Here is an 18193-nt window from a genome sequence, read left to right as displayed (position 1 = left end):
GTCAACGGGACGCGATAAAGAGGGGGCGCCCATGTCCGCATTCGCGCTGGAGCCGAAGGAACAGGCATGGTGCGAGGAACTGCGCACCGTGGCCGCCGAACGCCTGCGGCCCCTCGCCGACCAGGGCGAACAGGGCCGTGTCAACCGGCCCTTGGTGGCCGAACTCGGTGAACTCGGCCTGCTGTCAAGGCTTTTCACTTCCGGCTCGCTCGAACTGTGCCTGATGCGGGAATCCCTCGCCTACGCCTGTACGGAGGCCGAGACGGCCCTCGCCCTGCAGGGCCTCGGCGCCCATCCGGTGCATGCGCACGGCACCGCCGAGCAGCGCGCGCGCTGGCTGCCTGCTGTCGTGTCCGGGCAGGCGGTGGCCGCCTTCGCGCTGAGCGAGCCCGGCGCGGGCTCGGACGCGGCGGCCCTCGAACTCCGCGCCGAGCCGGACGGCTCCGACGGCTGGCGCCTGACCGGCGAGAAGTGCTGGATCTCCAACGCCCCCGAGGCCGACTTCTACACGGTCTTCGCCCGTACGTCGCCGGACACGGGAGCCCGCGGGGTCACGGCCTTCCTGGTGCCGGCCGACCGCGAGGGCCTTACCGGGACCGCCCTGGAGATGCTCTCGCCGCACCCCATCGGCGCGCTCGACTTCGACGGGGTGCCGGTCACCTCCGCCGACGTCCTCGGCGAGGAGGACCGCGGCTTCCGGGTCGCGATGGGCACGCTCAATCTCTTCCGGCCCAGCGTGGGCGCGTTCGCGGTCGGCATGGCACAGGCCGCCCTGGACGCGGCGCTCGAGCACACCAGTGAACGCCGGGCGTTCGGCGGCCTGTTGCGGGATCTGCAGACGGTCGCGCACGAGCTGGCCGACCTCGCCACGCGCACGGAGGCGGCCCGGCTCCTGGTGTACGCCGCTGCGGCCGCGTACGACCGGGGCGAGCCCGACGTGCCTCGGCGTGTTGCCATGGCGAAGCTCCTGGCGACCGAGACCGCTCAGCAGGTGGTCGACGCGGCGGTCCAGCTGCACGGGGCGCGGGCGCTCAGGCGCGGGCATCTGCTCGAGCACCTCTACCGGGAGGTGCGGGCGCCGCGCATCTATGAGGGCGCGACCGAAGTGCAGCGCGCGATCATCGCCAAGGAGCTCTACAAGGAGCTCGACTCGAAGGGGGCCTCCCGCGAATGAGCCTGGAACGCGTCAATCCTGCCGAGCTCTCGCCGCCGACCGGCTTCTCGCACGCCGTCGCCGCGACCGGATCGCGGCTCGTCTTCCTCGCCGGGCAAACGGCGCTCGCCCCCGACGGAAAGCCCGTCGGGGGCGAGCTGCCGGACCAGTTCGAGCTGGCCCTCACCAACCTGCTGGCCGCCTTGCGCGCTGCGGGCGGCACCCCGAAGGACCTCGCCCGCGTCACGGTGTACGCCACCGACGTCGCCGACTACCGCGCGCACGCTCGCGAAATCGGGGCGATCTGGCGGCGGTTGGCGGGTCGCGACTACCCCGCGATGGCGGTGATCGGCGCGGTCCGGCTCTGGGACGAGCAGTGCCTGGTGGAGCTGGACGGCGTCGCGGTGCTCGACTGAGGGCCGATCAGGTCGGGTCCGGCGAGGCGGTCGCCGACCCGACCTGGAACTCGTCCTGCTCAAACTCGCTCGCCCTGCCGGAACTCGTCCTAGTTGTATGGCTCGTACGGCTCCAGCTGCTTGGCCCGCTCGTTGACCTCGGGGTCCACGTACAGGGTCCACTTGTCGCTGGTGACGATGGACTTCAGCTGTTTGAGGGTCAGCGGGGGCTTGGTCCCCACCACCGGCCCGTCCTCCACGTCCGCGCCGTTGGCCGCCCCCGCCGTCAGCCGGGTCCCGTCGATGCGCAGCAGGTCGGCGTTCCGTTCGATCAGCTCCCCGTTCCGCCGCTCGAACAGCAGGAGCACCGAACCGTCGTCGAGATTGGTCGCCCTGCAGAACTCGCCCGGTTCGACCCGGGACTTGCACGAGTAGAAGTCCACCAGCTGCTCGTGCGTGGACCCGGGGCCGAACGCCGACTGCACGTTGATCTGGGCCTCCTGCTCCATCGGCGGGGCGCCGATGGACAGCCTGGCGAAGAGCAGATAGAGGTCCTCGGCCGTGGCGTCCTGGCCCGCATAGGCCCCGGACACCTTGCCCCTCGGCAGCAGTTCCTTCAGCAGGGCCGCCGTGGCCCGTCCCGTCCGCTGCACCTCTCCGGGAGGCGGGGGCGGTGGGCCCTTCGGCAGCTTCGAGAAGTCGGGAATGGTCACCTTGCCGGGCCCCGAGCCGTTCGTCCCGGGAGAGACGACCCCCGGCGAGGCGGAAGGGCTCGATCCCTCCCCCCACTGGGGCACGCCGACCCCCACCGCGATCAGCGCGCAGGCCCCGGCAAGGACCGCGGCCCGGCGCCGGGTGCGCAACCCCCGCCCGCGCCGGGTGGCCCCCGCCACCAGGTCCCGGGTAGGTGCCTCCACCCCGCCGACGGCGACTCCCATCGCCCGGGTCAGCTCCTGCTCGTCCACCTTCAGGTCCATGTGCGTGTCCCCGTCCTTGCCCATGTCGTCCCCCCTCGTCTCACGTAGTGGTGAGCGCATCGCGCTCGCTGCCGAGCAGGACCCGCAGCTTCGCCAGCGCCGAGCTGCTGCGATTGCGCACCGTCCCGGTACGCAGCCCGAGTTCGGCCGCCGTCTGCTCCACGCTGCGGTCCTCCCAGTAGCGCAGGACGAGCACCGCCCGGTCCTTGCGCGGCAGTTGGGCCAGCGCACCGAGCAGCGCGACCCGCAGCGTGGGATCGCCCTCGCCGTACGCACCCTCCGGCACCTCGGCGACGGGCCGCTCCCCGCTGCGCCGCAGTCGGCGCTCCGAGAGGTGGGCCCGCACCAGAACGGTGCGGACATAGGCGTCCGGACTGTCCGTGCGCCGCACTCGCCCCCAGGCCACGAAGGCCTTGCTGAACGCGGTCTGCACCAAGTCCTCGGCCCGATGCCAGTCGCCACCGGTCAGCAGCAGGCCCGTACGGAACAGCCGTGGCCCGTGCGTCGTGGCGAAGTCCTGGAATTCCTGGAGCTGTTGATCGCTTCCTCTCACCGGTGTCCTCCCCGTAGGCCGGCCGGTGTGGCCTGCTCACCCCTCAAGACGCGATGACCGCATCACTTTGTCACTGGCGGCCACACCGGGAGCCGACTCCGACTCGACGGCCCACGACGAGGCCGCTGCCCATCAGGGACATGGCGAAGGGGCCCACGAACCGGTTCGCACCGGCCCGGGGCCCCTGGGAAACGTCGCCGAATCGAGCCTAGATGTCCCGGAACGTCTCGATCTGCGCCCCAACGGAGTTGAGCCGCTCCGCCAGATCCTCATAGCCCCGATTGATCACGTACACATTGCGGAGCACCGACGTACCGTCCGCCGCCATCATCGCGAGCAGCACCACCACCGCAGGCCGCAGGGCCGGCGGGCACATCATCTCGGCCGCGCGCCAACGCGTCGGGCCCTCGACCAACACCCGGTGCGGGTCCAGGAGTTGGAGACGCCCGCCCAGGCGGTTGAGGTCCGTGAGGTAGATCGCGCGGTTGTCGTAGACCCAGTCGTGGATCAGGGTCTTGCCCTGGGCCACCGCCGCGATCGCCGCGAAGAACGGCACGTTGTCGATGTTGAGGCCCGGGAACGGCATCGGGTGGATCTTGTCGATGGGCGCCTCCAGCTTGGAGGGCCGGACCGTCAGGTCCACAAGGCGGGTGCGGCCGTTGTCCGCCGCGTACTCCGCCGAACGGTCGTGGTCGAGGCCCATCTCCTCCAGGACCGCGAGCTCGATCTCCATGAACTCGATCGGCACCCGACGGATCGTCAGCTCCGACTCGGTGACCACGGCGGCGGCCAGCAGGCTCATCGCCTCTACCGGGTCCTCGGAGGGGGAGTAGTCGACGTCCACGTCGATGTTGGGCACGCCGTGCACGGTCAGCGTGGTCGAGCCGATGCCGTCCACGCGTACGCCCAGGGCCTCCAGGAAGAAGCACAGGTCCTGGACCATGTAGTTGGACGAGGCGTTGCGGATGACCGTGACGCCGTCGTGCCGGGCGGCCGCGAGCAGCGCGTTCTCGGTGACCGTGTCGCCGCGCTCGGTCAGCACGATCGGGCGGTCCGGGGCCATCCGCTCGACCTCGGCGTGGTAGATGCCCTCGGTGGCCGTGATGTCCAGGCCGAAGCGGCGCAGGGCGATCATGTGCGGCTCGATCGTCCGCGTACCGAGGTCGCAACCGCCCGCGTACGGCAGCTTGAAGCGGTCCAGGCGGTGCAGCAGCGGACCGAGGAACATGATGATCGAGCGGGTGCGGCGGGCCGCGTCCGCGTCCATCGCGTCCATTTCGAGCTTGGCCGGCGGGACGATCTCCAGGTCGACCCCGTCGTTGATCCAGCGGGTGCGCACGCCGATGGAGTTCAGTACCTCCAGAAGGCGGTACACCTCCTCGATCCGGGCCACCCGGCGCAGGACCGTACGGCCCTTGTTGAGCAGCGAGGCGCAGAGCAGCGCGACGCAGGCGTTCTTGCTCGTCTTGACGTCGATCGAGCCGGAGAGGCGACGGCCGCCGACGACGCGGAGATGCATCGGGCCGGAGTAACCCAGGGACACGATCTCGCTGTCCAGAGCTTCACCAATTCGAGCGATCATCTCAAGGCTGATGTTTTGATTCCCGCGTTCGATGCGGTTCACGGCGCTCTGGGAGGTGCCGAGCGCCTCGGCAAGCTGCGACTGTGTCCAGCCCCGGTGCTGACGGGCGTCACGGATGAGCTTGCCGATGCGTACGAGGTAATCGTCTGCCATGCGTCGCAGGCTATCTCAGATATGAGATGTCGCCTCGTTGGGGGTGGCGTCAGGGTGACGGGCCCCTGGCCGGGGTGGGCGGGGCTTCGGTTGAGGTCGCGGGGGCGCTGCCCCCGGGCCCCCGGTCCTCAAACGCCGGACGGGCCGAGTTGGCCGATCTGTCTGGTGTGCCGCTTCTTCGGCTGGGCTTTGCGCTGCGTTTGTTCGTGGTCAGGGGCCGCGGGGCCGCGCGCGTGCCGACTTTGCTCAGCGTCCTCTGGCGTGGGGCGTGCCCTACCTGATGCCACGTATGTCCGCACGGGCACGTCCCCACGTCCCCTTCCGGGCGGTTCAGCGGCTGACCGCCGGTGGTGTGCTGCTGTTCTGCAGGCAGTTCGGTGGGGGCACCGGCGCGGTTGACCAACCCGACCTCTTCAAGAGGCCTGGTGCGCGGACGTCCGCCAGAACTGCCGCTTCTTCTCGTCCCGTACGAAGACGCCGAGCCGGACCAGTTCCGCGCGCAACTCCCGCGCCTCGGTGGCCGCGTCCCCCTTGTCCAGGACCCTCGCGCGGGCCTTGAGCAGAGCGTCCGCCCCGGCGGGCAGGCCGGGGGTCCCGGGCACCCAGCGCCGGTACGCGTCCCGGTGCGGGTCCTGGTCCGCCCAGGCGTGCCCGTGCCGGGTGAAGGCCTCGCGGAAGCGCCGGTCGGCGAGGTCGGAGTCCTCCCGGGCGAGCTCCTCGCCTTCGTGGCCGAGCAGCACCAGGTCCTTGCCGTCCCGGCACACCAGGGCGATCTCGTCCGCCCCGACCTCCCGGGTCGTCCCGCCCCGGCCGAGCACCACGCGATCGGCGCTCACCCGCAGGGACAGCTCCACGTGCAGCGCGTACAGCCCGAACAGCAGGCCGGCGGCCGTGCCGACCCCGATCGCGGCGAGCGTCAGCCAGGGCTCGGGTGCCTCGGTCAGCAACTCGGCCGGCCCCTGGAAGGGTGCCCACGGCAGCGTCACCACCCACTGCGCGAGCAGCTTGAGCAGCCAGCCCGCCCCGGCCCCGAGCAGCATGAACAGCGGGGGGATCCACCGGGGTTGGGTGAGCTCGGTGACCTTGTCGGAGTGTGCGTCTGCCGTCATGCCGCGAGCCTAGGAAGGCCGGGTACCGGTCCGGATCGGCCGACGGGCTCGGAGACATCGACCAAAGTCGCGGTCGACGGTGCCGTTCCCGTCCGAAAGTAGGGGCCTCGCACCGCCGGGCCGGCTCGGTCTGATTGGCTGCTGCCCACCGGAGGCGGGGCGCGGGAAGGGCGACTGATGCAACAGCGGGGCGCGCAGGACGAGTTGGCGGGGCGCTTCGAGGCCGAGCGCGGCCATCTGTGGCGTGTCGCCCACCGGATGCTCGGCTCGCGTACGGAGGCGGACGACGCCGTGCAGGAGGCCTGGCTCCGGCTCGGCCGGGCCGACGCCGGCGAGGTCGAGAACCTCGCCGCCTGGCTGCGCACCGTCGTCTCCCGCATCTGTCTCGACCTGCTCCGCTCGCGTACGTCCCGCCGCGAGGACCCCGCCGGGGAGCTGCTGCCCGACCGCGCGGAGGACGGCCCCGACCCCGAGCAGGAGACCGTCCTCGTCGACTCGGTCGGCCGCGCCCTGCTCGTCGTCCTGGACACGCTGGGTCCGGCCGAGCGGGTCGCCTTCGTCCTGCACGACCTGTTCGCGGTGCCCTTCGACCAGATCGCCCCGATCGTCGACCGCTCGACGGTCACCACGAAGAAGCTCGCGAGCCGCGCACGTCAGAAAGTGCGGGGCAGGTCCGAGGTGCCGGCCGCCGAGCTCGCGGTGCAGCGGCAGGTGGTCGAGGCCTTCCTCGCCGCCTCCCGCAAGGGTGACTTCGAGGCCCTGGTCACGGTCCTCGCGCCCGGTGTCGTGCGCCGCGCGGACGCCGCCGCGCTGCCGGCCGGTGCGGCGCCGGTCGCGCGCGGCCTGGATCTGGTGCTGCGCGGGGTGTCTGCCTTCGGGCGGCGGGCCGCGTTCGCCGAGCCGGTCCTGGTCGACGGGGTGGTGGGCGCAGTGGTGGCGCCGTACGGGCGGCTGAGTCTCGTGCTCACCTTCCGTATCGAGGACGGGCGGATCGCCGAGTACGAGGTGATCGGCGACCCCGAACGTCTTCGGCGGCTCGACCTCGGGGTACTCGACGCGTGACCAGCGCAAAAGCCGGACGCGTGACCAGCGCAACAGGGCAGGGCATGACCAAGCCCCCGCCATGTACTAGAGTTATCTCGACATCGAGATATCTGCCGAAGGCGCACCACAGCCGCCCAGCTAGGTAAGGGCACCCTAACTTAGTCCTACCTTAGCGGATCGGCTAGCAGTCGTGGCGGCAGGATGTGGTGGAACGCGCACATATATGAAGGAGACTGTCGTGTCGGCGAACAGCTTCGACGCCCGCAGCACGCTGAGCGTGGGCGACGAGTCGTACGAGATCTTCAAGCTGGACAAGGTCGAGGGCTCCGCGCGCCTCCCTTACAGCCTGAAGGTGCTGCTGGAGAACCTGCTCCGCACCGAGGACGGCGCGAACATCACCGCCGACCACATCCGCGCCCTCGGCGGCTGGGACTCGCAGGCTCAGCCGAGCCAGGAGATCCAGTTCACGCCCGCTCGCGTGATCATGCAGGACTTCACCGGCGTGCCCTGCGTCGTGGACCTCGCCACCATGCGTGAGGCCGTGAAGGAGCTCGGCGGTGACCCGGCGAAGGTCAACCCGCTCTCCCCGGCCGAGCTGGTCATCGACCACTCCGTCATCGCCGACAAGTTCGGTACGAATGACGCCTTCGCGCAGAACGTGGAGCTGGAGTACGGCCGCAACAAGGAGCGCTACCAGTTCCTGCGCTGGGGCCAGACCGCGTTCGACGACTTCAAGGTCGTCCCGCCGGGCACCGGCATCGTGCACCAGGTCAACATCGAGCACCTGGCCCGTACGGTCATGGTCCGTAACGGCCAGGCGTACCCCGACACCCTCGTCGGCACCGACTCGCACACCACGATGGTCAACGGCCTGGGCGTCCTGGGCTGGGGCGTCGGCGGCATCGAGGCCGAGGCCGCGATGCTGGGCCAGCCGGTCTCGATGCTCATCCCGCGCGTCGTCGGCTTCAAGCTGACCGGTGAGCTCAAGCCGGGCACGACCGCCACCGACCTGGTGCTGACCATCACCGAGATGCTGCGCAAGCACGGTGTCGTCGGCAAGTTCGTCGAGTTCTACGGCGAGGGTGTGGCCGCGACGTCGCTGGCCAACCGCGCCACCATCGGCAACATGTCGCCGGAGTTCGGCTCCACCGCCGCGATCTTCCCGATCGACGACGAGACCATCAAGTACCTGAAGCTGACGGGCCGCGACGCCCAGCAGCTGGCGCTCGTCGAGGCGTACGCCAAGGAGCAGGGCCTCTGGCTCGACCCGGCCGCCGAGCCCGACTTCTCCGAGAAGCTCGAGCTAGACCTCTCCACGGTCGTCCCGTCGATCGCCGGTCCGAAGCGTCCGCAGGACCGCATCGTCCTCGCCAACGCCAAGCAGCAGTTCGCGCAGGACGTACGCAACTACGTCGCCGATGACTCCGAGGCGGGCAAGGAGTCCTTCCCGGCCTCCGACGCCCCGGCCGTCTCCAACGGCGTCCCGTCGAACCCGGTCACCGTGACCGCCCCCGACGGCTCGACGTACGAGATCGACCACGGTGCGGTGACGGTCGCGGCCATCACCTCCTGCACCAACACCTCGAACCCGTACGTGATGGTCGCCGCGGCGCTCGTCGCGAAGAAGGCCGTCGAGAAGGGCCTGACCCGCAAGCCCTGGGTCAAGACGACCCTGGCGCCCGGCTCGAAGGTCGTCACCGACTACTTCGACAAGGCGGGGCTCACCCCCTACCTCGACAAGGTCGGCTTCAACCTGGTCGGTTACGGCTGCACCACCTGCATCGGCAACTCGGGCCCGCTGCCCGAGGAGGTCTCCAAGGCCGTCAACGAGCATGACCTGGCCGTGACTTCGGTGCTCTCGGGCAACCGTAACTTCGAGGGTCGCATCAACCCCGACGTCAAGATGAACTACCTGGCGTCCCCGCCGCTGGTCGTCGCGTACGCCATCGCGGGCTCCATGAAGGTGGACATCACCAAGGACGCCCTCGGCACCGACCAGGACGGCAAGCCGGTCTTCCTCGAGGACATCTGGCCGACCGAGGCCGAGGTCAACGACGTCGTCGCCAACTCCATCGGCGAGGACATGTTCAACAAGTCCTACTCCGACGTCTTCGCGGGCGACGCCCAGTGGCAGGCGCTGCCGATCCCGACCGGCAACACCTTCGAGTGGGACACCGAGTCGACGTACGTCCGCAAGCCCCCTTACTTCGAGGGCATGACGATGGAGACCACCCCGGTCTCCGACATCGCGGGCGCTCGGGTCCTGGCGAAGCTGGGTGACTCGGTCACGACCGACCACATCTCGCCCGCCGGTGCGATCAAGGCCGACACCCCGGCCGGCAAGTACCTCACGGAGCACGGCGTCGAGCGTCGTGACTTCAACTCCTACGGCTCGCGCCGTGGCAACCACGAGGTCATGATCCGCGGCACGTTCGCGAACATCCGGCTGCGCAACCAGATCGCGCCGGGCACCGAGGGCGGCTTCACGCGTGACTTCACGCAGGCCGACGCCCCCGTGTCGTTCATCTACGACGCCTCGCGCAACTACATCGAGCAGGGCATCCCGCTCGTCGTCCTCGCGGGCAAGGAGTACGGCTCCGGCTCGTCCCGCGACTGGGCCGCCAAGGGCACCGCGCTGCTCGGCGTCAAGGCCGCGATCGCCGAGTCGTACGAGCGCATCCACCGCTCGAACCTCATCGGCATGGGCGTCCTGCCGCTGCAGTACCCGGAGGGCCAGACGGCCGAGACCCTCGGTCTGACCGGCGAGGAGACCTTCTCCTTCACCGGCGTCGAGGAGCTCAACAACGGCACCACGCCGCGCACGGTCAAGGTGACGACGGACACCGGCGTCGAGTTCGACGCGGTCGTCCGCATCGACACGCCCGGCGAGGCGGACTACTACCGCAACGGCGGCATCATGCAGTACGTGCTGCGGTCGCTGATCCGTAAGTAGGCTGCGCCGCTCGGCTGGTTGTTGAGGGCCGCATTCCCGTACGTGGGGGTGCGGCCCTTTGCCGTGTCCCGGCGGCGGAAATCAGCCAGGTCCCAAGTGCGGTATCGGACAAGGTAGTTGGGCCTTGCGCCGAACGGTGGGCGGTGCGGCTCATCTCACGCTCGAGGGCTGCCGGAATCGGTTGCAAGTCCCATCCGTCACAGGGATATTGATCCTCCGTTAACGCCATCACAACGCCGTGATGCGCAGGCCGGAGGGCGGGGCCGATGCCGGGTAACTGGGCGGGGGAGTCGAAGCGGGACCAGGCGGTACGGGACTACGTCAAGGCCCAGCTGCTGCCCCGGGACGGGGAGCGCGGCGCCGGGCAGCGGCCCGTGACGCTGTTGCTCGGTCCGCGCGGGAGCGGCAAGACGACCCTCCTGCGCTACCTCGCGAACTGGGCGAAGAGCGGGCCGGTCGTCCGCCTCGACCTGGCCGACCTCGCCGGGCAGCAGCAGCGGCCCGTCGAAGTGTTCGCGAGCCTCGCGTTCGGGCTGAACAGCGAGAAGCCGCAGGTGCCGCGCATGCCGTTCCCCGCGCTCAAGGTGCTCACCGCCGCGCTCAAGGCCGAAGTGGACTCGCAGAACCGGGACTTGGCGCGGCGCCAGATGGCCCAGGCGCTGCCCGCGCGCTCCGCCGGGTGGCTGTCCGGCGCCTACCAGGTGGCCGAGGTCGCCGCCGCCATGCTCGGCCTGCCGGCCCTGGTCACCGCCGCCCTGCAGCTGCTGCTCCTCGGGGAGCGGCAGTGGCTGCGGCGCAACTTCCGCCGCCGTGTGGCCGGCCTGGACCGGACCGGTGCCACCTCGGCCCTGGACTTCCTGATCGAGCTCAATCTCGCCCACCGGGGCGAGCCGGAGGACCGGGGGCCCATCGAGGTCCTGGCCTGCGAGACGTTCCTCGACGATCTGCGCCGGAGCTACGCCAAGCAGGACTGGGCCGTGCGCTGTCTGATGCTCCTGGACAACATCGACAACCCGCTCGGCGGCGAAGTGCTCGCGCTGCTGCTCCAGGCACGCGACCCGGGTGACCCCGACCCGCTGGTGGTCCTGGCCACGGCCGGCAGCTACCCGGCGGCGCTCCAGCCGCACCGGTTCGGCTCGCCCGGCACCGGCGACGGATATCCCGGGCGCTGGGGTGCGCCGGGCGAGTTCGAGCCCCAGCAGGTCAGCGACGGGCTGCGGGTCGGCCAGCTCCGCGACCTGACCCGGCAGGAGGTCGAGGGCCAGACCGCGGTCGTCCTGGGGCGCACCGGCACACCCGCGCCCCGCAAGGGCATTCCCTGGCTCGGCTGGGCGGTGTACGAACTCACCCGCGGCCAGCCGGAGGGCACCGCCTGTGTGCTCGCCGAGCTGCCCGGCATCGACACCACGGACCGCTGGCAGTACCGGCTGCGGCAGATATTCGAGTCGCGGGAGCTGGTCGGCCCGCTGCTCGACCGGCTCCTGCCCCTCGACTGCTCCGACGAGCTGCGCCGCATCCTGCAACAGGCCGCCGTCGCCCCCGACCTCAACCACGCCCTGCACGCCGGCTGGCTGAACACCTCCGAACTCGAGGACGCCTTCCGGGACTTCCGGCAGGAACGGCTGCACACCCTGCACATCGGCACCGGAGACCGGCGCGCCGACGGACTGCCCCCGCACCCCCTGCTGCGCCGCCTGCTCCTCGCCACCCTGCGCGAGGACCCCGCCACCCTGCACTCAGGCCTGCGGGTCCGGGCCGGGCAGCGCGACAAGCCCACCGAGGCCGCGTACCACGCCCTCGCGGGCGGCGATCTGCCGGCGGCGGCCGGGTACCTCGACTCGGTCTTCGAGCGCGGCACCCCCGAGGCGTGGTGCTCCCGCCTGTGCCGGCTGCGCCGCGCGCCCGTGCCCGCCTCGGTGCACAGCGCCGGAACCGCGCCCTGGAGCCGCTTCGAGTTCCTGGTCCAGCACCTCCTGGGCGACGCGATCGATCCCCGCCTGCGCACCATCACCCGCCTGCTCGCGGCAAGTTGGCTGGCCCCCGAGCCGCCCGAGGACCCCGCGACGGACGGGGTGGGCGACCCCTACCGCGACCCGCTCGGCGACCCCCACGCCACCCTCTATTCCGAGGTCAACGCACGCTTCCACACTCTGGCCACCGCCCACACCGGGCAGGAGGCCTGGGCGGCCCTGCTCGTGAAGAAGGCCGACCAGTACGCCGAGGAGCCCTGGCTGTGAGCGACGATTCCCTGCAGATTCCGCACCGGCCGGCCAACCGGGTCCTGTGGTCCTCCATCGCGCTGGCCGTGGTGGGCGCCCTGGTGGCCGCCGCCGTCATCTTCTGGCCCACCGAGGACACCACGTGCGGGGAGGGCGTCACCAAGGCGGGCGAAGACTGTTACGGCGTCACCGACGGCGCGTACTCCTTCCCCGGACTCGACGACATCAGCGAGAAGATCGAGGCGGAGAACCGGCGCGTGGAGAAGGAGGGCGGCGCCTACGTCACCGTCGCCTACCTGGAGGCCATGTCCGGCGGCGAGGCCGACCGCGGCCGCGACACCATCCGGGAGGCGGTGACCGGCGCCCACCTCGCCCAGCTCGACATCAACCGCAAGGGCGGCGCCCGCCCCCGGGTCCGGCTGCTGCTCGCCAGCACCGGACACGGCGACACGCACGCCTCGGACGTGGTCGAGCAGCTGGTGTCGCTGCGGGACGAGGAGCGCCTGGTGGCCGTCGCGGGCCTCGGGCAGAGCAACAAGCACACGGTCGCGGCCGTCGACGAGCTGCGCAAGGCCGGGATGCCGACGGTCGGGGCCACGGTCGCGGCCGACGGGTTCGGCTCCGACCGCAAGGGCTTCTACCGGGTGTCCTTCCCCACCAAGGACCAAGCGGGCGCCGCCGCACGGTACTTGAAGAAGGAGCAGGACGCCGATCACGGCTACCGGGTGCAGATCGTCCGCGGCGGCAAGGACGGCGACGACTACAACGCCCAGCTGTACTGGGGCTTCCGGGCGGCCGCCGAGCGGGTCGGCCTGAAGGTCGACGAGGAGATCGTGCCGTACAGCTCGGGCAGCGCGGCGCCGCAGAGCAACGACCTGTACGGCGCCGCCGAGAAGGTCTGCGCCCCCGACCCGCAGCCCGACGCCGTGTACTTCGCGGGCCGGGGACGCGATCTGCGCCTGTTCATCGAGGCCGCGGGCGAGGCCGGGCGGCGCTGCCCGGTGAAGGTGCTCTCCGGGTCCAGCGCCGTGGGCGTGTACTTCGACACCGCGGGCAAGGCGCACGGCGCCGAGCTCAAGGCGCTCAGTGAGCGCTGGCGGGCCAGCGGGATCAAGGCGTACTACACGGCGTTCACCCACCCGAAGATCGCCGCGGAGGTCTACGGCGGCAAGGACCGGGGCCCGTACGGCCCCTTCGAGGAGCGCTACCGCGCCGTGACCGGCAGCAGCTCGGCCGCGGCCCTGGAGGACGGCCAGGCGATGCTCGGCCACGACGCGGTGTACACCGTCGCGATGGCGGCCCGCCGTGCGCTGCGGGGCAGCCCCGAAGGGGTGGACGCGATGGCGGTGCGCGGCCAACTGGAGCAGACCCAGGGCCTGTTCACGGTCCGTGGCGTCAGCGGCAAGATCGCCTTTGACCCGGACACCGGCGAACCCACCGGCCGGCCCATGGCCCTGGTCGAACTGGGGGCGCCCGAGGAGGGCGGGGGCGCCGTCGGCCGCTATCGGTTCGTCGAACCGCTGCGGCCCTGACACCTCACCGCGCAACGGGGGCGCGGCTTCGGGGCGTGAACAGGGCGCGTCCGGCCGGAAGTTGAGACGATGCCGCGAAGAACCGGACAAGTCTCGTCCGCGTGAGGATCGCGCCCCGTCCCAAGGCGTCGAGAACCAGCCCCGCGTCATATGCGTACACGTGGACGAACGGTGTCGACGGCGTGCTGCGCAGCGCCTGCGCCGAGGTCGCTCAAAGGGTTCGGAGGAACCCACGGAATCCGCCATGACGGCCGTGGCGTAATCGCATGGGGTGGGCATGTGCGCACGGTCGACCGGTTTCGGCGGCCGCTGCTTCACTGCCTCAGGCACTCCCCACCGCCTCAGACACTTCCTGCACCCACCCCTAGGGAAGGAACCCCGCGATGTCGACCGCAGCGACGACAGAGCAGTCGGAGCAACCGGATCAGCCGCCTCCCTCCGAGGGGCAGGCGCAGCTCAGCCTGGGTATCGCCGCCGCACGCAACCTGACGACGACCACCAAGTCCGAACCGCAGATGCAGGCCATCAGCTCCCGCTGGCTGCTGAAGATGCTGCCCTGGGTGCAGACCGGGGGCGGCACCTTCCGGGTCAACCGGCGCCTGGTGTACGCGGTCGGCGACGGCCGGGTCACCTTCGTCCAGGAAGGCGCCGAAGTGCGCGTCGTCCCAGCCGAGTTGGGCGAGTTGCCCCTGTTGCGCGGCTACGACGACCAGGAGGTGCTGCGCGCCCTCGCCGAGCGCTTCACCCAGCGCGAGTACGTCCCCGGGCAGGCGATAGCCGAGGCGGGGCAGCCCGCCGATCACGTGTACCTGATCGCGCACGGCAAGGTCGAGCACGTGGGCGCCGGCAAGTACGGCGAGGAGACGCGGCGCGGGCTGGTCGCCGACGGCGGCTTCTTCGGCGGGCAGGTGCTCGCGGAGGAGCCGGGCGAGTGGCAGCTCACCGCCCGCGCGGTGACCCCGTGCACGGTGCTCGCCCTGCCCCGTCGCGCGTACGAGGAAGTGGCGGGGCAGCAACCGCAGTTGACGGCCCACGTCCAACGGCGGCTGACCGAGGCCGACCTGCCGCAGAACCGGTCCGGCGAGGCCGACATCGCCCTGTCCGCGGGGCACGACGGCGAGCCCGCGCTGCCCGGCAGCTTCGTGGACTACGAACTGGAGCCGCGCGAGTACGCGTTGAGCGTGGCGCAGACGGTCCTGCGGGTGCACTCCCGGGTCGCCGACCTCTACAACGACCCGATGAACCAGGTCGAGCAGCAGCTGCGCCTGACCATCGAGGCGCTGCGCGAGCGCCAGGAGCACGAGCTGGTCAACAACCGTGAGTTCGGGCTGCTGCACAACGCCGACTTCGGCCAGCGCATCCAGACCCACTCCGGCCCGCCCACCCCGGACGACCTGGACGAACTGCTGTCCATGCGCCGCCAGACCAAGCTCCTCTTCGCGCACCCGCGGGCCATCGCGGCCTTCGGGCGCGAGTGCAACAAGCGCGGCCTAGTCCCCGGGACCACCGATGTGGCTGGCCACCAGGTGCCGGCCTGGCGGGGCGTGCCGATCTTCCCGTGCAACAAGATCCCGGTCACCGCGGCCCGTACGTCGTCGATCATCGCGATGCGTACCGGCGAGTCCAACGGGGGAGTGGTCGGCCTGCAGCAGACCGGCATCCCCGACGAGTACGAGCCCGGCCTGAACGTGCGCTTCATGGGCATCAACGACCAGGCCGTCATCTCCTACCTGGTCAGCGCCTACTACTCGGCCGCCGTCCTGGTGCCGGACGCACTCGGCGTCCTGGAGAACGTCGAGGTCTCGCGCACGGCCGCCGCCTGACGGGAGGAGCCCCGGTGCCGCAGCCCTTCATCTTGCCGCCCTTCTACACCCCGCACCCGGCACGGCTCAACCCGCACCTGGAGCAGGCCCGGACGCACTCCAAGCAGTGGGCCCGCGACATGGGCATGCTGGAGGGCTCGGGCATCTGGGACGAGGCGGACCTCGACGCGCACGACTACCCGCTGCTGTGCGCGTACACCCATCCCGACTGCGACGGCGAGGCGTTGTCGCTGGTCACGGACTGGTACGTGTGGGTGTTCTTCTTCGACGACCACTTCCTGGAGAAGTTCAAGAAGACCCTCGACCGGGCGGGTGGCAAGGCGCATCTGGACCGGCTGCCCGCCTTCATGCCGGGTGATCGGTCCGACGGGACGCCGGAGCCCGTCGACCCGGTCGAGGCGGGTCTCGCCGATCTGTGGGGCCGTACGGTCGACGCCATGTCCGCCGACTGGCGGGAGCGGTTCGCCGAGAGCACCCGGCACCTCCTCAACGAGTCGCTGTGGGAGCTCTCCAACATCGACGCCCACCGGATCCCCAACCCCGTCGAGTACGTCGAGATGCGCCGAAAGGTGGGCGGCGCGCCCTGGTCGGCGGGCCTGGTGGAGTACGCGACGGGCGCCGAAGTGCCCGCCGCCGTCGCGGAATCGCGGCCGCTGCGGGTGCTCAGGGACACCTTCTCCGACGCGGTTCATCTGCGGAACGATCTCTTCTCGTACCAGCGCGAGACCGAGGAGGAAGGGGAGTTGGCCAACTGCGTCCTGGTCCTGGAGACCTTCTTCGGCTGTACGACGCAGCAGGCGGCCGACTCCGTGGGCGACCTGATCACCTCGCGGCTGCAGCAGTTCGAGCACACGGTGGGCACCGAACTGGCGCCGCTGTTCGCCGAGCACGGCCTGGCCCCGGCGGCCTGCGCCGACGTGCTCACGTACGCCAAAGGGCTGCAGGACTGGCAGGCCGGCGGCCATGAGTGGCATCGGCGCTCCAGCCGGTACATGAACGGCGGGGGAGTCGAGGAGTCCGGAACTCCCGCCCTTCTCACCCCAGTTGTAGGCCTCGGCACCTCCGCCGCGGACCTGACGCACACCCTCACCACGGCGCACGAGCACCGTCTGCGCAGCCACACCCACCGCCCGTACCAGCGGGTCGGGCCCTCCTTGATCCCCGACTTCCACCTGCCGTACGCCACCACCCTCAGCCCGCACCTGGAAGGAGCCCGCCGCGCAACGGTGGACTGGTCCCACCGCATGGGCCTCCTTGGACCGCAGCCCGGCGTTCCGCTCTCCGGGGTCTGGGACGAGGAGGGCCTGCGCCGCTTCGACTTCCCGCTGTGCGCGGCGGGCATCTACCCCGATGCCTCACCGGACGAACTCGCCCTGAGTTCCCAGTGGTTGACCTGGGGGACGTACGGTGACGACCTCTACCCCGCCGTCTACGGCCGCCCCCGCGACCTGATCGGCGCCCGGGCCTGCACCGCCCGGCTGCCCGCCTTCATGCCGGTCGACGACGAGCCCGTACCCGCCCCGGCCACGGCCCTCGAACGCTCGCTGGCCGACCTGTGGGCGCGTACGGCCGGACCGATGACCGTCGAGGCGCGGCGCGCGTTCCGCGACACCATCGAGAAGATGACCGCCAGCTGGCTCTGGGAACTGGACAACCAGGCGCTCCATCGCGTCCCGGACCCCGTCGACTACATCGAGATGCGCCGCGCCACCTTCGGCGCCGACCTCACGATGAGCCTGTGCCGCATCGGGCACGGCCGCACGATCCCGCCCGAGATCTACGCCAGCCGGCCGGTGCAGGCCCTGGAGAAGGCCGCGGCCGACTACTCGGGGCTGATGAACGACGTGTACTCGTACCAGAAGGAGATCGAGTACGAGGGGGAGGTGCACAACGGCATCCTCGTCGTCCAGATCTTCTTCGGCTGCGACTACCCGACCGCGCTCGCGATCATCAACGACCTGATGACCTCCCGGATGCGCCAGTTCCAGCACGTGGCCGCCCACGAACTCCCCATCCTGTACGCCGACTTCGAGCTGCCGGAGCAGGTGCGCGAGGCCCTTGGCGGATACGTCCGGGAGCTGGAGCACTGGATGGCCGGCATCCACACCTGGCACGAGGGCTGCCGCCGCTACCGGGAGGTCTTCCTGCGCCACGGGCCCGGGTCGCCGGGGTGGTCGGGCGGGCCCGTGGGGCTGGGGACGGGGGCGGCGCGGGTCGACGTCAGGTGACCCGGCCGACCGGTCCGGTCGGCGGCAGTTCCAGTTCCACCCGTACGGTCTTGCCCACGGGCCCCCGGTCCAGCACCTCCCACCGGTCGGCAAGCGCCTCCACCAAGAGCAGTCCCCGGCCGTGGGCGGCTTCGGCTGAGGGGTGGGTGAGCCGGCCCGGAACGGGCGGGCGGAGCTCCCCGCGTGCGTCCGACACCTCGATGCGGAGGGCGAACGCGTCGACCGCGAGCCGCAGTTCGAAGTCGCGCCCCGGAACGCGACCGTGCGTGACGGCGTTCGCGGCCAGCTCGGCGACGATCAGCGCGGCCGTCCCGGAGGTGTCGCAGCCGTACGGGATGCCCCAGGCGTGCAGTTGCCGGATGGCGAGATGACGGGCGAGGCGGGCGCCGAGCGGCGTGGAGCTGAAGCGCTCCGTGAACGTACGCACGGTGAGGGCGGCCGAGCGGGCGGCGGGTGGTGTCATGCCGCCAAT

The 18193-nt window shown here is 70.9% G+C and carries 13 protein-coding genes; 8 read left to right on the top strand and 5 right to left on the bottom strand.

Annotated features, from left to right (window positions below):
- Nucleotides 1–31: 31 nt before the first annotated feature.
- Complete coding sequence (locus OG430_RS13320) at nt 32–1174, top strand: acyl-CoA dehydrogenase family protein (protein WP_327352691.1); 1143 nt, start codon at nt 32–34, stop codon at nt 1172–1174.
- Nucleotides 1171–1569, top strand: a complete 399-nt coding sequence (locus tag OG430_RS13315; RefSeq protein WP_327352690.1) for a RidA family protein — start codon at nt 1171–1173, stop codon at nt 1567–1569. The genes OG430_RS13320 and OG430_RS13315 overlap by 4 nt, the downstream gene beginning before the upstream one ends.
- Before the next feature lie 89 nt (nt 1570–1658).
- Here OG430_RS13315 and OG430_RS13310 read toward each other — a convergent pair whose 3' ends face one another.
- The 4 genes from OG430_RS13310 to OG430_RS13295 form a co-directional block, all read right to left on the bottom strand.
- Complete coding sequence (locus OG430_RS13310; protein WP_327352689.1) at nt 1659–2549, bottom strand: hypothetical protein; 891 nt, start codon at nt 2547–2549, stop codon at nt 1659–1661.
- 16 nt (nt 2550–2565) lie between these two features.
- Nucleotides 2566–3078 (bottom strand): SigE family RNA polymerase sigma factor, encoded by a 513-nt coding sequence (locus tag OG430_RS13305; RefSeq protein WP_327352688.1) that lies wholly within the window; start codon nt 3076–3078, stop codon nt 2566–2568.
- A 208-nt stretch (nt 3079–3286) separates the two neighbouring features.
- Nucleotides 3287–4813 (bottom strand): helix-turn-helix domain-containing protein, encoded by a 1527-nt coding sequence (locus OG430_RS13300; RefSeq protein ID WP_327352687.1) that lies wholly within the window; start codon nt 4811–4813, stop codon nt 3287–3289.
- A 413-nt stretch (nt 4814–5226) separates the two neighbouring features.
- Nucleotides 5227–5922 carry a YqeB family protein gene (locus OG430_RS13295; RefSeq protein WP_327352686.1) on the bottom strand — a complete coding sequence of 232 codons (696 nt, stop codon included), beginning with the start codon at nt 5920–5922 and terminating at the stop codon, nt 5227–5229.
- 177 nt (nt 5923–6099) lie between these two features.
- Between OG430_RS13295 and OG430_RS13290 the strand changes: the two genes are divergently transcribed.
- From OG430_RS13290 to OG430_RS13265, 6 genes are all read left to right on the top strand, one after another.
- On the top strand, nt 6100–6984 hold the full coding sequence (locus OG430_RS13290) for a sigma-70 family RNA polymerase sigma factor (RefSeq protein WP_327352685.1): 885 nt from the start codon (nt 6100–6102) through the stop codon (nt 6982–6984).
- A 220-nt stretch (nt 6985–7204) separates the two neighbouring features.
- Nucleotides 7205–9919: an aconitate hydratase AcnA gene (gene acnA / locus OG430_RS13285; protein WP_327352684.1), complete on the top strand. Its 2715-nt coding sequence runs from the start codon at nt 7205–7207 to the stop codon at nt 9917–9919.
- A gap of 266 nt (nt 9920–10185) precedes the next feature.
- Nucleotides 10186–12156: an ATP-binding protein gene (locus OG430_RS13280; protein WP_327352683.1), complete on the top strand. Its 1971-nt coding sequence runs from the start codon at nt 10186–10188 to the stop codon at nt 12154–12156.
- Complete coding sequence (locus OG430_RS13275) at nt 12153–13670, top strand: hypothetical protein (RefSeq protein WP_327352682.1); 1518 nt, start codon at nt 12153–12155, stop codon at nt 13668–13670. Before OG430_RS13280 ends, OG430_RS13275 begins: the two co-directional genes overlap by 4 nt.
- A 383-nt stretch (nt 13671–14053) precedes the next feature.
- Entirely contained in the window at nt 14054–15493 is a 1440-nt protein-coding gene (locus OG430_RS13270) for a family 2B encapsulin nanocompartment shell protein (RefSeq protein ID WP_327352681.1), read from the top strand.
- A gap of 14 nt (nt 15494–15507) precedes the next feature.
- Nucleotides 15508–17721 (top strand): terpene synthase family protein, encoded by a 2214-nt coding sequence (locus OG430_RS13265; protein WP_327352680.1) that lies wholly within the window; start codon nt 15508–15510, stop codon nt 17719–17721.
- On the opposite strand, the gene OG430_RS13260 is transcribed toward OG430_RS13265, so the two are convergent.
- The gene (locus OG430_RS13260; RefSeq protein ID WP_327352679.1) at nt 17714–18184 is read right to left on the bottom strand and encodes an ATP-binding protein; all 471 of its coding nucleotides are present in this window, start codon (nt 18182–18184) and stop codon (nt 17714–17716) included. The genes OG430_RS13265 and OG430_RS13260 overlap by 8 nt on opposite strands.
- Nucleotides 18185–18193: the final 9 nt, after the last annotated feature.

This window comes from Streptomyces sp. NBC_01304 (genome assembly GCF_035975855.1).
GTDB lineage: Bacteria > Actinomycetota > Actinomycetes > Streptomycetales > Streptomycetaceae > Streptomyces.
This window is presented reverse-complemented; position numbering and strand designations above follow the sequence as displayed.

Bases quoted from the DNA above. Each gene is read 5' to 3' on its own strand.
- OG430_RS13320 (WP_327352691.1), top strand. From the start codon at position 32: ATGTCCGCATTCGCGCTGGAGCCGAAGGAACAGGCATGGTGCGAGGAA.
- OG430_RS13315 (WP_327352690.1), top strand. From the start codon at position 1,171: ATGAGCCTGGAACGCGTCAATCCTGCCGAGCTCTCGCCGCCGACCGGC.
- OG430_RS13310 (WP_327352689.1), bottom strand. From the start codon at position 2,549: ATGGGCAAGGACGGGGACACGCACATGGACCTGAAGGTGGACGAGCAG.
- OG430_RS13300 (WP_327352687.1), bottom strand. From the start codon at position 4,813: ATGGCAGACGATTACCTCGTACGCATCGGCAAGCTCATCCGTGACGCC.
- OG430_RS13295 (WP_327352686.1), bottom strand. From the start codon at position 5,922: ATGACGGCAGACGCACACTCCGACAAGGTCACCGAGCTCACCCAACCC.
- OG430_RS13290 (WP_327352685.1), top strand. From the start codon at position 6,100: ATGCAACAGCGGGGCGCGCAGGACGAGTTGGCGGGGCGCTTCGAGGCC.
- OG430_RS13280 (WP_327352683.1), top strand. From the start codon at position 10,186: ATGCCGGGTAACTGGGCGGGGGAGTCGAAGCGGGACCAGGCGGTACGG.
- OG430_RS13270 (WP_327352681.1), top strand. From the start codon at position 14,054: ATGTCGACCGCAGCGACGACAGAGCAGTCGGAGCAACCGGATCAGCCG.
- OG430_RS13260 (WP_327352679.1), bottom strand. From the start codon at position 18,184: ATGACACCACCCGCCGCCCGCTCGGCCGCCCTCACCGTGCGTACGTTC.